15 protein-coding genes are annotated in these 13887 nt (G+C 59.6%); 13 read left to right on the top strand and 2 right to left on the bottom strand.

The genetic code is table 11. The annotated features are described in order from the left end of the window. Positions 1–38: 38 nt before the first annotated feature. On the bottom strand, positions 39–1883 hold the full coding sequence (locus G6L97_RS13010; protein ID WP_111782895.1) for an extracellular solute-binding protein: 1845 nt from the start codon (positions 1881–1883) through the stop codon (positions 39–41). Between the two features lie 206 nt (positions 1884–2089). Between G6L97_RS13010 and mepA the strand changes: the two genes are divergently transcribed. From mepA to dapB, 4 genes are all read left to right on the top strand, one after another. Continuing rightward, on the top strand, positions 2090–3139 hold the full coding sequence (gene mepA, locus G6L97_RS13005) for a penicillin-insensitive murein endopeptidase (RefSeq protein ID WP_013635279.1): 1050 nt from the start codon (positions 2090–2092) through the stop codon (positions 3137–3139). Positions 3140–3240: 101 nt separating this feature from the next. After that, a complete protein-coding gene (locus tag G6L97_RS13000) occupies positions 3241–3624 on the top strand; it encodes a methylglyoxal synthase (protein WP_019564515.1) in 384 nt (127 codons plus the stop codon). 21 nt (positions 3625–3645) lie between these two features. Next, positions 3646–4668 carry a glucokinase gene (locus G6L97_RS12995; RefSeq protein ID WP_003514502.1) on the top strand — a complete coding sequence of 341 codons (1023 nt, stop codon included), beginning with the start codon at positions 3646–3648 and terminating at the stop codon, positions 4666–4668. A 115-nt stretch (positions 4669–4783) separates the two neighbouring features. Continuing rightward, entirely contained in the window at positions 4784–5611 is an 828-nt protein-coding gene (dapB, locus tag G6L97_RS12990) for a 4-hydroxy-tetrahydrodipicolinate reductase (RefSeq protein ID WP_174002566.1), read from the top strand. A gap of 22 nt (positions 5612–5633) precedes the next feature. Here the strand turns inward: dapB and phnF are convergent, their stop codons facing one another. Next, positions 5634–6371, bottom strand: a complete 738-nt coding sequence (phnF, locus tag G6L97_RS12985) for a phosphonate metabolism transcriptional regulator PhnF (RefSeq protein ID WP_174002564.1) — start codon at positions 6369–6371, stop codon at positions 5634–5636. Positions 6372–6453: 82 nt separating this feature from the next. On the opposite strand from phnF, the gene phnG reads away from it, so the two are divergent. The 9 genes from phnG (at position 6454) to phnD (ending at position 13858) form a co-directional block, all read left to right on the top strand. Beyond that, a complete protein-coding gene (gene phnG, locus G6L97_RS12980; RefSeq protein ID WP_003514497.1) occupies positions 6454–6915 on the top strand; it encodes a phosphonate C-P lyase system protein PhnG in 462 nt (153 codons plus the stop codon). Next, entirely contained in the window at positions 6915–7523 is a 609-nt protein-coding gene (phnH, locus tag G6L97_RS12975) for a phosphonate C-P lyase system protein PhnH (protein WP_019564519.1), read from the top strand. The genes phnG and phnH overlap by 1 nt, the downstream gene beginning before the upstream one ends. A gap of 1 nt (position 7524) precedes the next feature. Further along, positions 7525–8634: a carbon-phosphorus lyase complex subunit PhnI gene (locus tag G6L97_RS12970; protein WP_111782897.1), complete on the top strand. Its 1110-nt coding sequence runs from the start codon at positions 7525–7527 to the stop codon at positions 8632–8634. Positions 8635–8767: 133 nt separating this feature from the next. After that, the gene (locus tag G6L97_RS12965) at positions 8768–9670 is read left to right on the top strand and encodes an alpha-D-ribose 1-methylphosphonate 5-phosphate C-P-lyase PhnJ (protein WP_003514490.1); all 903 of its coding nucleotides are present in this window, start codon (positions 8768–8770) and stop codon (positions 9668–9670) included. Beyond that, positions 9667–10443 (top strand): phosphonate C-P lyase system protein PhnK, encoded by a 777-nt coding sequence (gene phnK, locus G6L97_RS12960; RefSeq protein ID WP_003514488.1) that lies wholly within the window; start codon positions 9667–9669, stop codon positions 10441–10443. Before G6L97_RS12965 ends, phnK begins: the two co-directional genes overlap by 4 nt. 4 nt (positions 10444–10447) lie before the next feature. Beyond that, complete coding sequence (gene phnL, locus G6L97_RS12955) at positions 10448–11155, top strand: phosphonate C-P lyase system protein PhnL (RefSeq protein ID WP_111782898.1); 708 nt, start codon at positions 10448–10450, stop codon at positions 11153–11155. After that, on the top strand, positions 11152–11769 hold the full coding sequence (locus G6L97_RS12950; RefSeq protein ID WP_003514484.1) for a transferase hexapeptide repeat family protein: 618 nt from the start codon (positions 11152–11154) through the stop codon (positions 11767–11769). The genes phnL and G6L97_RS12950 overlap by 4 nt, the downstream gene beginning before the upstream one ends. Before the next feature lie 237 nt (positions 11770–12006). Continuing rightward, the gene (gene phnC, locus G6L97_RS12945) at positions 12007–12867 is read left to right on the top strand and encodes a phosphonate ABC transporter ATP-binding protein (protein ID WP_003514481.1); all 861 of its coding nucleotides are present in this window, start codon (positions 12007–12009) and stop codon (positions 12865–12867) included. Positions 12868–12952: 85 nt separating this feature from the next. Beyond that, on the top strand, positions 12953–13858 hold the full coding sequence (gene phnD / locus G6L97_RS12940; RefSeq protein WP_003514479.1) for a phosphonate ABC transporter substrate-binding protein: 906 nt from the start codon (positions 12953–12955) through the stop codon (positions 13856–13858). Positions 13859–13887: the final 29 nt, after the last annotated feature.

The raw sequence follows: 13887 nt of genomic DNA, 5'->3' as shown, positions 1-13887 counted from the left end.
ATGTGAATCAAGCCTTCGGCGCGAAAGCAAGCGCGGCGTCAGTTCGCGGCCTGGCTGGACCACCATGCCTCCGGGAAACCGACGCCATATTGCGGCAGGTTTTCCGGACGGATGAGCGTGTTCCAGTAAGCGATGAACATCTCGCCGCGATAAAATTGCGGTATGACGTAGCTGTTTGCCAGAAGCACCCGGTCAAGCGCCCGCGCGGCGGCCACCTGCTCATCCCGGTTGGGCGCAAATATGACCTTCCTGACCAAAGCGTCGACGGCAGGGTTCTTGATGCCGGCGAGATTGTTGGAGCCCTGCCGGTCGGCCGCCGCCGAACCCCAGAAATCCGCCTGTTCGTTTCCGGGATTTGCCGACGTCGCCCAGAGCTTGACCGCAACGTCGAAATCGAAGCTGCGGGTACGGTTGGTATATTGCGAGGCATCGACGGTGCGGATGGTCGCATTGACGCCGATCTTCTTCAGGTTCTGGACATAGGGCAGGATGGTTCTTTCCATGCCGGAGGAATCGATCAGAAACTCCATATCCAGCGGCTGCCCGCTCGCCGCGTTGACCATGCGGTTGCCGCGAAGCTCATAACCGGCCTCCTTCATCAGCTTGACCGCCTCGCGCAGATTGTCCCGCTGTTTGGCGGGTTCACCCGCGACGGGATTGCTATATTCGGTGGTGAAGACCTCCGGCGGCACCTGATCCTTCAACTCCTGAAGAATTTCGAGTTCACGACCGGTCGGCAGGCCGGAAGAGGCGAGCTCGCTGCCCATGAAAAAGCTGTTGATGCGCTGAAACTGACCGTAAGCCAGCGTCCTGTTCAGCTCTTCGAAGTCGAAAGCATAGTTGAGCGCCTTGCGCAGTTTCGGGTTCTGGAACTTCTCCCGTCGCATGTTCGGCACGAAGGCCTGCATGATGCCGACGGCGCGATAGATGTTCGGCAATTCCTCCTTTGTGACGCGGCCCTCCTTGACGGCCGGAAAATCATAACCTGTGACCCAGCGGCTGGAAGAAGCTTCCTGCCGGAAATCGACTGTGCCTGATTTGAAAGCCTGGAACTCGACGTCCTGATCGGCAAAGAAGGTATAGGCGATTGTTTTGAAATTGTGCTGGCCGACATTCACATTGATGTCCTTGCCCCAATAGTCGTCACGTCGCTCATAGGTCATCGTCGATCCGGGAGACAGCGACGCTATTTTATAGGGGCCAGACCCCATCACCGGCTCCAGCGTGCCACGCGATATGTCGCGCGGCTTGCCATCCGGACCAACGCCCTCCCACCAGTGTTTGGGAACAATCAGCAACTGCCCGACGATCTGCGGCAATTCGCGATTGTTCTTTTCATCGAAGGTAAAGGTGATGTCCCTTTCACCCGTCACCTCTGCCTTGGTGACATGGGTGTAATAGGTCGCAAGCTGCGGGCTGAGATCTTTGGCTTTTTCAAAGCTGAAGACGACATCTTCCGGCGTCACTGGCTTGCCATCGGCCCATTTTGCTTCCGCGCGCAGCCGGAAGGTGGCTTTGGAGATATCGTCGGGATAGCTCACGCCCTCTGCCAGGAGACCGTAGGAGGCCGAGAGTTCCTCTTCCGTCGATTTCATCAGAGTGTCGAAAACCAGTGAAAGACCTGTGGCCGCCTCACCCTTGGCGAGCAGCGGATTGAGCGTGTCGAAGGTTCCGGACGTCGACAGGCGTAGCGTGCCGCCTTTCGGCGCCTTGGTGTTCACATAGTCAAAATGATCAAAACCATCGGGATGCTTCAATTCACCGACCGTCGAGATTCCCTTTCGCCACACATCCGCAGACTGTGCGGAGGCGGCCGCCGGCATCAGCATGGCGGAGGCCACAAGAGCGACGAGGAGTCGGGATTTCAGCGGTGCCAATTTCATTCGGGACGTTCCCTGTTTTCGTGTTTGTTGAAGAGAGCATAAAACAAACATTGGCAAAAAACAGATGCTCCGGCTCACAAGCTCTTTATTGAGGCCTTTATTCGCGTGCCTTGGTGCGGGCGGCTTGAAACATGGTTTCAACAAAATCCCGATCCAGTTTATCCTGAGGGGCGAGAGAATCATTTAGTCGGAACGGGCACGAATATATGACGGCGGGATCATCCAGAGTTTTCAAGGCGGCCATGCTGGCGATTTCGGTCGTTTCGGCGCTCCAGTTGCAGACGCAAATCGCATCGGCCGAGGACAGGCCCGCGAAAGAAGTATTCGGCCACATCGACCTGCCATCTGCGAATAGCTCCCAGCCGATCGGCTCCTATGCAAAGGGATGTCAGTCCGGCGCCATCGCCATGCCCGCAGATGGCCCGACGTGGCAAGCCATGCGCCTTTCCCGCAATCGCAACTGGGGCCAACCGCAGCTGATTTCCTTCCTCGAGCGGTTTTCGCAGGATGCACAGAAAATCGGCTGGCCGGGCCTGTTGCTTGGCGATATCTCACAGCCGCGCGGTGGACCGATGCTGACAGGCCATGCCTCGCACCAGATCGGCCTCGATGTCGATGTGTGGTGGCGGCCCATGCCGAACCCGAGGCTGACGGTGCAGCAGCGCGAGACGCTGCCTTTCATTTCCATGCTTGATAAGTCCAAGTTCCTGACGGTCGATGACCGCAAATGGTCGCCGCTCAATGCACGGCTGGTAATGATGGCAGCGAGCTATCCGCAGGTGGAGCGGGTCTTCGTGAACCCGGCAATCAAGCAGAAACTCTGCCAGACATGGACCGGCGACCGCACCTTCATGGGCAAGATCAGGCCAATCTACGGTCACGACGAACATTTCCACATCCGGCTGGAATGCCCGCCCGGCGCGCCCAACTGCAAACCTCAGGCCGAAGTTGGCAAAGGTGACGGTTGCGACAAGTCGCTGGCCTGGTGGTTCACCAAGGAACCATGGGCGCCGCCGAAGAAAGACCCCAATGCCAAGCCGGTGAAACCCCGTCAGGTCATGGTCTCCGATCTGCCCGCAGCCTGTGCCGCCGTGGCCGCCGCCCCATCCGCCAATACGGAAGGTTTTGCTGCGCAGGCATATTCCCCGGCCCAGGCCGTGCGCCAGCAAGGCGTGGAACAGATCATCCAGAACGCTCCGGCCATTCAGCCACCTGCGGATATTCCGCTTCCGACCCAGCGCCCGACATTGAACTGAAACAGAAATGCGGCATTAAACAGCTTCCCTTTTCAAATGGGGACAAGCTGTTATAGAAGGCTTCAAATCGATTTAATTCTTTACGGGAACAGGCTGGGGACATGGCAGAACAACGCTGTATCGCACTCATCGCTCACGACGAGAAAAAAGACGATATGGCGGATTTTGCGCGTCATCACCAAAAGGCGCTTTCCGGCTTCAAGATCGTCGCCACCGGCACCACCGGCGGGCGCGTTCAGGAAGCATGCCCCGGCCTCAGCGTCATTCGCCTCAAAAGCGGCCCGCTTGGCGGCGACCAGCAGATCGGTGCGATGATCGCCACCGGTGAGGTCGATATGCTTATCTTTTTCACCGACCCGCTGACGGCGATGCCGCATGATGTGGATGTGAAGGCGCTGACGCGGCTTGCCACGGTTTACGACATTCCCATGGCGCTCAATCGCGCCACCGCAGAAAACCTGATCGACTTCAACCTCGCCGAATGACGCGCCAACATGGAACAGGTAATGCCGAAGACGTCCGATACCGAATATCTTTCCTTTCCGATCCTTCTTGGCGACATCGGCGGCACCAATGCCCGCTTTTCCATTCTGATCGATTCCTTTGCGGAACCGGTGCACCTCACCACCGTGAAAACAGCGGAATATCCGACAATTGACGACGCCATCCAGCAGGCGGTTCTGGACAAGACCTCGCTTCAGCCCGTGTCGACCATACTTGCGATCGCCGGCCCCATCGAAGGCGACGAAATTCCGCTGACCAACTGCCATTGGGTCGTTAAGCCGAAAGATATGCTGGCCAAACTCGGCCTGAAGGATGTCATCGTCATCAACGATTTCGAGGCGCAGGCACTGGCTATTGCCGCGCTCGACGACGACAACCGCGAGTCTATCGGCTCCGGCAAAAAAGACATGCTGGCATCGCGCGTCGTTCTCGGACCAGGCACGGGCCTTGGCGTTGCCGGTCTGGTTTACGCCCGACATATGTGGTTTCCCGTACCCGGCGAAGGCGGCCACATCGATATCGGCCCCAGAAGCGCGCGTGACTATGCGGTCTTTCCGCATATCGAGACCATCGAGGGCCGTGTCGCCGGCGAACAGATCCTTTGCGGGCGCGGGCTGGTCAATCTTTACCGGGCCATCTGCACCGCCGATGGCATCGAGCCGATCTTTTCCGATCCGGCCGACATAACCTCGCAGGGGCTTTCGGGCCAGAACCCGCAGGCGAAAGAGACGCTTTCGCTTTTCAGCACCTATCTCGGCCGTGTGGCGGGTGACCTTGCCCTGATCTTCATGGCCAAGGGCGGTGTCTATCTCGCAGGTGGCATTTCGCAGAAAATCGTTCCGGCGCTGAAAAGCCCTGAATTCCGGGCGGCGTTCGAAGACAAGGCGCCGCACAGTGCCCTGATGCGCAGCATTCCCACCTTCGTCGTTACCCATCCACAGGCGGCCCTTTCCGGTCTCGCCACCTACGCGCGCACCCCTTCGGATTTCGGCCTTTCACTCGACGGGCGGCGCTGGAGAGCCTGATCTGCGCTTGGGACAGGCTTGCGAAGCGGGCGGGCGGTCTTTAACGTCGGTGAGGTATGGGTCAGTCAATTGAATGGCGACCTTGAACGGCAGGACGTGAAAAGTGAGTGAAGGCATGAGCGGCAGCGATATGAAACTGGTGGTGGTTGGTGCGGCGGGCCGCATGGGACAGGCGCTGATCCGCCTTATTCACCAGACACCGGGTGTAACGCTGCATGCCGCCGTGGCGCGCGAAGGGTCTGCTTTTGTTGGCCGCGATGCCGGCGAGATTGCCGGTCTCGGACCAATCGGCATCGAGATCACCAGCGATCCCTTGCAGGCATTCCTGCATGCGGAAGGGGTGATCGACTTCACCTCGCCTGCAACCAGCGTCACTTTCGCCAGTCTCGCCGCGCAGGCCCGCATCGTGCACGTCATTGGCACCACCGGTTGCTCACTGGGCGACGAGGAAAAATTCAAGGCAGCGTCACGCCATGCCCGCATCGTCAAATCGGGCAATATGAGCCTCGGCGTCAATCTGCTCAGCGTTTTGACGCAGCAGGCCGCCAAGGCACTGGATGCGCAGAACTGGGATATCGAAATCCTGGAAATGCACCACAAACACAAGGTGGACGCGCCCTCCGGAACAGCGCTGCTGCTCGGCGAAGCGGCGGCAGCGGGCCGTAAGGTCGATCTCGCCACCTCCTCCGTTCGTGTGCGTGACGGGCATACGGGTGTGCGCGAAGCGGGCACAATCGGTTTTGCGACGCTGCGCGGCGGCTCGGTGATCGGCGAACATTCGGTGATCTTCGCTGGCGAGGGAGAGCGCGTCGAGCTTTCCCACTACGCCGGCGACCGCTCCATCTTCGCACGCGGCGCGATTGCGGCGGCGGTCTGGGCCTTCGACAAGAAGCCGGGCTTCTATTCGATGCTGGATGTTCTCGGCCTTTCGCAGGCAGAATAACGCTTCAGTCTATGTCTGCGCCTTAATTTTCCACGGTAAACTCAACCGTATCGGCCGAGAACCGGCTGATGGCATATTGCACGGGAATGCTGTCCATATCCGCGTTCAGCGCCTGAGTGACGAGCAGTATTGCGCCCGGCGACAATTCGAGATCGGCCAGATCCTGCGTATCAGCGTGGCTCGCGGAAATGACGGTAGAGATGCGCACATAATCCGCGACGCCCAGCATTTCGAAGGCGGCGGTGATCGACCCACTTTTTTGATAGGCTTCCCCTATCCCTGAAAAACGGTCCGCCGGAAACCACGTGGTCGAGCGGGAAACCGGCCGGCTGTCGGCCTTTCGCAGGGTTTCCAGACGCACAAGCGGTGCACCCGGCTGTAATTGCAGCCGTGCCGCCAAGTCGGCATTTGCCGGCTCGGTGGTGTGGGAAAGAAGCAGCGCCTGCATATCCTTCACCTGATCGCTGATACCGGCCGTGAACCGTGTGCGCAGTGAAATCGGAAAGCTCAGTCGTTCCTTGCGCGCAATCATCGTGCCGCGCCCCTGCCTCGCCTCGAGAATGCCTTCGCTTGCCAGCGCGGCAATGGCGCTCCTGACGGTATGGCGGTTGACACCGAATTTTTCGGCCAGCGTCATTTCTGGCGGCAACATGCCGGTTGCGTCGTGATCGCCCGCTGCGATCTCGCCCCTGATCCTGTCGGCGATCTGTCGCCAGAGCGCCACGCCGTTCTTTCTTTTCATCGCTGCCGAAGGGCTCATGTCACACGCTTGTCATTCATCGACGTTAATTGTAACTTATATTGTATAGTTGTCTATATCAATATACATTAGAGGTCAAGCGATGAATAACGAAGCTGCGAATTCACATGCGGAAAGGAAACGGGTGGCAGCACTTCTTGCCCGCGCCACCGTTCAGGAACTTGAGGCCGTCTGGAGCCGGCAGGATGCCAGCCCGCAGACGGAAAACGTGCGGGGGCCTGAAACCGGCCTCGTGATGGTCAAGGGCCGTATCGGCGGCGGCGGTGCGCCCTTTAATCTGGGCGAAACCACCGTGACCCGGGCAACCGTGAAGCTTGCATCCGGCACCGTCGGCCATGCGCATGTGCTCGGCACCGGTCGCAAGAAGGCCTGGTACGCTGCGGTTTTCGATGCGCTCTGGCAGGAAAACCCGACACGCGGCTTTATCGAGACCGAGCTTCTTTCACCGGTCGAAAAAAGACTGGCCGAGGAGAAAGACCGGAAAACGAAAGAAACAGCCGCAACTCGTGTGGATTTCTTCACCATGGTTCGAGGAGAGGATTGATGGGCGTGAAAGCGGAAGCATTGACGGGCGGTTTTTCCGACGCCGTTTTCGATTCACAGCGAATCTTCAAGAAGCTCATGGACGGCATGGCCCGGCCAGGCACAGCGCAAACGATCGAAACAACAGTTGCCCCGCCGCTGCCGCTTGGTGCGGCCAGCGGCGCCGTTCTTCTTGCACTTTGCGACCATGACACGCCGGTCTGGCTGAGCGGCGCGCTACGCAAAACCACGGTGCCGGGATGGATCGGGTTTCACACCGGGGCGGTTACAACAGAGGAAAAAAGCGCGGCGCATTTCGCCGTCATTGAGGCGGGAAGCGCAATTGCCTCCTTCGGTCTCTTTGCCCAGGGCAGTCAGGAATACCCCGACCGTTCCACGACGGTCATCATTGAATTGCCCGATCTTGACGGCGGACGGGAACTGCTGCTGTCCGGCCCCGGCATCCGCCATATCAACATCATTAGCCCATCCGGCCTGCCGGACATATTCCCGAGGCTATGGGCGGAAAACAACGCCATCTTCCCGCGCGGCATCGACATCATCCTGACGGCTGGCGACAAATTCGTCTGCCTGCCACGCACAACGCGCATTCAACCCGTGGAGGCATAAGATGTATGTTGCTGTCAAAGGCGGGAAAACCGCCATCGCCAACGCCCACCGGCTTCTGGCCGACAAGCGGCGCGGAGACCGCGACCTGCCCGCCATGACGGTAGCGCAGATCGTTTCGCAGCTTTCGCTCGCCGTTGACCGGGTCATGGCGGAGGCTTCGCTTTACGACCAGTCGCTGGCCGCCCTTGCCGTCAAGCAGTCTCGCGGCGACATGATAGAAGCGATTTTCCTGCTGCGCGCCTACCGCACGACCCTGCCCCGTTTCGGCTATTCTGTTCCCGTGGATACTGCGAAGATGACGGTCGAACGGCGCGTTTCGGCAACCTACAAGGATTTGCCGGGCGGGCAATTGCTGGGACCGACCTTCGATTACACCCACCGCCTGCTCGATCCCTCGCTGCTGGAGAACGGAGCTGTCGAGATCCCTGCCATCCGTGAGGGCGAGACAGAATACGTCATGCGCGTATCCGACATTCTCGCCGAAGAAGGCTTGATCGAAAGTGACGGCGACATGCCGGATGACCACGTTGCCGGCGATCTGACACGCGAACCAATAGAGTTTCCGATGGCGCGCGACCTGCGCCTGCAATCGCTTGCACGCGGCGACGAGGGCTTTCTTCTGGCGCTCGCCTATTCGACGCAGCGCGGTTACGGACGCACACACCCGTTCGTCGGTGAAATCCGCATCGGCGAGGTGGAGGTCGAACTGGATGTGCCGGAGCTCGGTTTTGCTGTCTCGCTCGGCGACATCAAGGTCACCGAATGTCAGATGGTCAACCAGTTCAAGGGTTCTGCCAAGGCACCTCCGCAATTCACCCGCGGTTACGGTCTGGTGTTCGGCCAGAGCGAGCGCAAGGCGATGGCCATGTCACTGGTCGACCGTGCGCTACGCGCCGCTGAATTCGGTGAGGATGTGGTTGCCCCGGCGCAGGACGAGGAATTCGTCATCTCGCACGCCGACAATGTGCAGGCGACGGGCTTTGTCGAACATCTGAAATTGCCGCACTACGTGGATTTTCAGGCCGAACTGGGCTTGGTGCGCAAAATGCGCGCCGATTTCGACGCGACCGACACCGATGCCGGGGAATGGATGAGCGATGCCGCCGAATAAATCAGCGACTGTGCTGCTCGCCGAACCAATAGGCGCAAAAGACGGTCAATGCTGCAAAAGCGGCAAAGAACACGGCTGCAAGAATTCCAATCTCCATGAGCTTGTACTCCTTTTTTCGCAAGGTTAACGCGCAATGCTTAAAGAAGTTTCATTCGACGACGGGCTGGCTGCCTACAACTTCGCCTATCTGGACGAACAGACCAAGCGGATGATCCGCCGGGCGATCCTGAAGGCAATTGCCATTCCCGGTTATCAGGTTCCCTTCGCTTCCCGTGAAATGCCCATGCCTTACGGCTGGGGCACCGGCGGCGTGCAGGTGACCGCCGCCATCCTCGGTCCAGACGATGTCCTGAAGGTTATCGACCAGGGCGCCGACGACACCACCAACGCCGTTTCCATCCGCGCCTTCTTCCAGAAAGTCGCTGATGTCGCCGTCACCACCCGCACCAAGGATGCAACCATCATCCAGACGCGGCACCGCATTCCCGAAGAAGAACTGCATTCGGGGCAGGTCCTTGTCTATCAGGTTCCCATTCCTGAACCCTTGCGGTTCCTCGAGCCGCGCGAGACCGAAACCCGCGTCATGCATGCGCTGGAGGAATACGGCCTGATGCACGTCAAGCTTTATGAGGACATCGCCCGCAACGGCCGTATCTCCACCACCTATGCCTATCCGGTGAAGGTTGCGGGGCGCTATGTGATGGACCCCTCGCCAACCCCGAAGTTCGACAATCCGAAAATGCACCTGTCGGACGCCCTGCAATTGTTCGGGGCCGGGCGCGAAAAGCGCATCTATGCCGTGCCACCCTACACGGATGTCGTCAGCCTGGATTTCGAGGACCATCCGTTTGAAATCCAGAGCTTCGACAAGCCCTGCGCGCTGTGCGGCGGGGAGAATGTCTATCTGGACGAGGTGGTGCTGGACGACAAGGGCGGGCGGATGTTCGTCTGCTCCGACACCGACCATTGCGAAGACCGCCGCGCCCATGGCCACAAGGGCCATTTGCTGGCGGATGTGAAGGAGGCCGCAGAATGAGCGACGCACCGCTTCTGAAAGTCAGGGACGTTTCGAAATATTACGGCGACCGCGCCGGTTGCCGCAACGTCTCCTTCGAGCTTTATCCGGGCGAAGTTCTGGCAATCGTCGGTGAATCCGGCTCCGGCAAGACCACGCTTCTCAACTGCATTTCCACACGGCTCGTGCCGACGGCTGGCAGCGTGGAATATCGCATGCGCGATGGCTCGGTGCGAGACCTCTATCATATGGGCGAGGCCGAACGGCGTTTCCTGATGCGGACAGACTGGGGTTTCGTGCACCAGAACCCAGCGGATGGACTACGCATGGCGGTTTCGGCGGGCGCCAATGTCGGCGAGCGGCTTATGGCTGTCGGTAACCGGCATTACGGCAATATCCGGCAATCAGCCAGCGAGTGGCTGGAGCGGGTGGAAATCGGCACAGACCGCATTGACGACCAGCCACGCGCCTTTTCCGGCGGCATGCGTCAGCGTCTGCAGATTGCCCGCAACCTGGTGACCTCACCGCGCCTCGTCTTTATGGACGAACCGACCGGCGGCCTCGATGTCTCGGTGCAGGCACGCCTGCTCGATCTCGTGCGTGGTCTCGTCAACGATCTCGGCCTCGCCGTTATCGTCGTCACCCATGATCTGGCGGTCGCGCGGCTGCTTTCCCATCGCATGATGGTGATGAAGGGTGGTGACGTCATCGAACACGGTCTGACAGACCGGGTGCTGGATGATCCGCGCGAACCCTACACGCAATTGCTTGTTTCCTCCATTTTGCAGGTTTGACGCCATGCCGACACCCCTCATCGTTTCGGAAGTCTTCAAAAGCTTCACCATGCATCTTCGCGATGGCATCGAACTGCCTGTTGTCCGCGATGTCAGTTTCTCCGTGTCCGGCGGAGAATGTGTCGTGCTCGGCGGCCCGTCCGGCATCGGCAAAAGCTCGATCCTGAAAATGCTCTATGGCAATTATGCCATCGACAGCGGCCAGATCCTCATCCGCCACGAGGATCAGGTCATCGACATGGGCAGCGCCTCGCCGCGCACCATCCTCGAGATTCGCCATCGCACCATCGGGTATGTCAGCCAGTTTCTGCGCACCGTGCCGCGCGTTCCGGCGATCGACGTCGTCGCCGAGCCGCTTTTTGCGCGCAAGGTTGCCGCGGAAGAGGCCCGCAAGCAGGCAGCCGTTCTGCTTTCGAAACTCAACCTGCCGCGGGAACTGTGGTCGCTGCCGCCAGCAACCTTTTCCGGCGGCGAGCAGCAGCGCGTCAACATCGCACGCGGTTTCATCACCGATCACGCGATCCTGCTTCTCGATGAACCGACCGCATCCCTGGATGCCGCCAACCGACGGGTGGTCGTGGAGATGATCGCGGAAAAGAAGCGCAAAGGGACGGCCTTGCTCGGTATTTTCCATGACGAGGAAGTGCGGGAAGCCGTGGCCGATCGCGTTCTGGATGTCTCGCAATTCTCCCCCCGGAAGGCAGCGGCATGAGTGTGAAGGTCGGTCTCGAACCTGTTGTCCACGAAAGTGCCCGCGTCACCAATTCATCGATCGGCCGCTATACCGAAATTTCGGAACGCTGCCGCATCGAGGAAGTGGAGATGGGCGACTATTCCTATGTCATGCAGGACGGTGCGATCTGGTGCGCCACCATCGGCAAATTCGTCAACATCGCCGCATCCGTCCGCATCAACGCGACCAATCATCCGATGTCGCGCGCCACACTTCACCATTTCACCTACCGCGCCCGCAATTATTGGGACGACGCCGATGATGAAAATGACTTCTTCGCCGCCCGCCGCGCCAAGCGCGTGGTGATCGGCCACGATGTCTGGATCGGCCATGGCGCGACCATCCTGCCTGGCGTCACAATCGGAAACGGTGCGGTAATCGGGGCCGGTGCGGTCGTGTCGAAAGACGTTGCGCCCTATACCATCGTCGGCGGCGTACCCGCCCGGCTGATCAGGAACCGCTTCCCGGCGGACCTTGGCCAGCGCATGGACGATCTCAAATGGTGGGACTGGGACCACGCAACGCTGCGCGGCGCACTGGACGATTTCCGCACCCTCGCCGCCGAGGATTTCGTGGCGAAATACGCCGGGTAAAATCGCCCCACACCGAAGAAACTGCAGATTCCGGGGGCATGCTCCGGGGTCTCCCTAACCATGTCTGCGAGACACAGCGCGGGCTTCAAGCCCTTGGCACGACTACTAAAAGGTTCGCAGGCGACCACGCGCACGCCTTATCTGCGCATTCTGTAATATTTTCTTCATCAAACTGACATTCACGCTTCACGCACCGCTGTTAGGTCGAACCCCATCAGAAGAAGATTGGACGGGGAAATGAGCTTTCACCTGAAGCAAGTCACGCGCCGTTTCGGCAACCACACTGCGGTCGATTCCGTGAATGTGGAAATTCCGCAAGGCCAGATGGTTGGCGTGATTGGACGTTCTGGCGCAGGAAAGTCAACGCTGCTGCGCATGATCAACCGCCTCGTCGATCCCTCCTCGGGTTCCATTCATTTCAACGACACGGAAGTCTCTTCGTTGAAGGGTGCCGCCCTGCGCAACTGGCAGCGCGACTGCGCGATGATCTTTCAGCAGTTCAATCTGGTGCCGCGTCTCGACGTGCTTACCAATGTCATGCTCGGCCGCCTGAACCACCGTTCGACCGTGCTCAGCCTGTTCAACATCTTCACGGATGAAGAGCGCCTGATGGCGATTGCCGCCCTCGAGCGGCTCGGCATCGAGCACGTAGCCATGCAGGCGGCGGGCACGCTTTCCGGCGGCCAGCAGCAGCGCGTCGCTATCGCCCGGGCACTAATGCAGTCTCCGAAGATGGTTCTCGCCGACGAGCCGATCGCCTCTCTCGATCCCCTGAACGCCAAGATCGTCATGGACGCCCTGCGCGACATCAACGAGCGTGAAGGCATCACCGTCATCACCAATCTGCATACGCTGGATACGGCGCGCAATTATTGCGAACGCATCATCGGTATGTCGCAGGGTCGAGTCGTTTTCGACGGAACACCCGCCGAACTGACGGCGGCGGCGGTCACCGAGATTTATGGCACGGATTCACACGGCGCCGGCATCGACGAGACCATGACCTCGACCAGCATCAATATTCCCGGCGCGCAGCTTGCCGCGCGTCCGGTTCAGCAATCTGCCGGTCCCGAACCGCTGGCTCTCGCCGGGCTCTGAGGAACCGCTCAGCATCGTTTGCGCCCGCGTCAAGGGCCGATACTTCACAACAAACTCCGGCTCGCCGGGAAACAGGAGAAAGTCCATGTTGAAGAAAATCCTTCTTTCGGCAGTCGCCCTTGGCGTTCTGGCCGGTTCGGCCATGGCTCAGGACGTCAAGGTCCTGCGTATCGGCCTCGACGGTTCGGAAAATGAAGCCGACCAGATCCGCAACACGAAGTGCGTTGCCGATGGCCTCAAGGCTGCAACCGGCGTTTCCGAAGTTCAGGTTTTCCCGTCGCCGGACTATAACGGCGTTATCCAGGGCCTGCTCGGCGGCACCATCGACATTGCATCCATGGGCGCTTCTTCCTACGCCAAGATCGCCATTGCCGATCCCAAGGCCGTCGATCCGATCCTGACCTATACCGGCTCTGACGGTTCCAGCGGCTACTACACGATCATGGTTGCCCGCAAGGACAGCGGCATCAAGTCTCTGGCTGACGCCAAGGGCAAGAAGATCGGCTTCGCCGACCCTGACTCCACCTCGGGCTTCCTCGTCCCGAACGTATCGATCCCGAAGGAAACCGGCGTTCCGGTCAAGGAATATTTCTCCGAAACCGGCTTCGGCGGCGGCCATGAGAACCTCGTTCTCGCCGTTCTCGACAAAAAGTTCGACGTCGGCACGACATTCGGTTCGGGCGTCGGCAAGTGGGAAGAAGGCTACTCCGGCGGCAACCTTCACCAGATGGTCAAGAAGGGCAACCTCGACATGGACGATATCGTTCAGGTCTGGAAATCCCCGCTGATCCCGAACGGTCCGCTTCTCGTTGCCAACAAGATCGGTGACAGCATGAAGCAGAAGGTCGAAGACTTCTTCATGGAACTGCCGAAGAAGGATCTCGCCTGCTTCCAGGGTTACACCCAGGGCAAGAACACTGCCTACATCAAGGTCGACCCGGCTTTCTACCAGACGATCATCGACGCCCGTAAGTCCGTTATCGGCGGCTGATCCTCAGATTATATCCGGAAGCGGCGGTG

Source organism: Agrobacterium tumefaciens (assembly GCF_013318015.2).
GTDB lineage: Bacteria > Pseudomonadota > Alphaproteobacteria > Rhizobiales > Rhizobiaceae > Agrobacterium > Agrobacterium tumefaciens.
The sequence above is the reverse complement of the archived record's forward strand: the minus strand, read 5'-3'. Positions and strand labels throughout refer to the sequence as shown.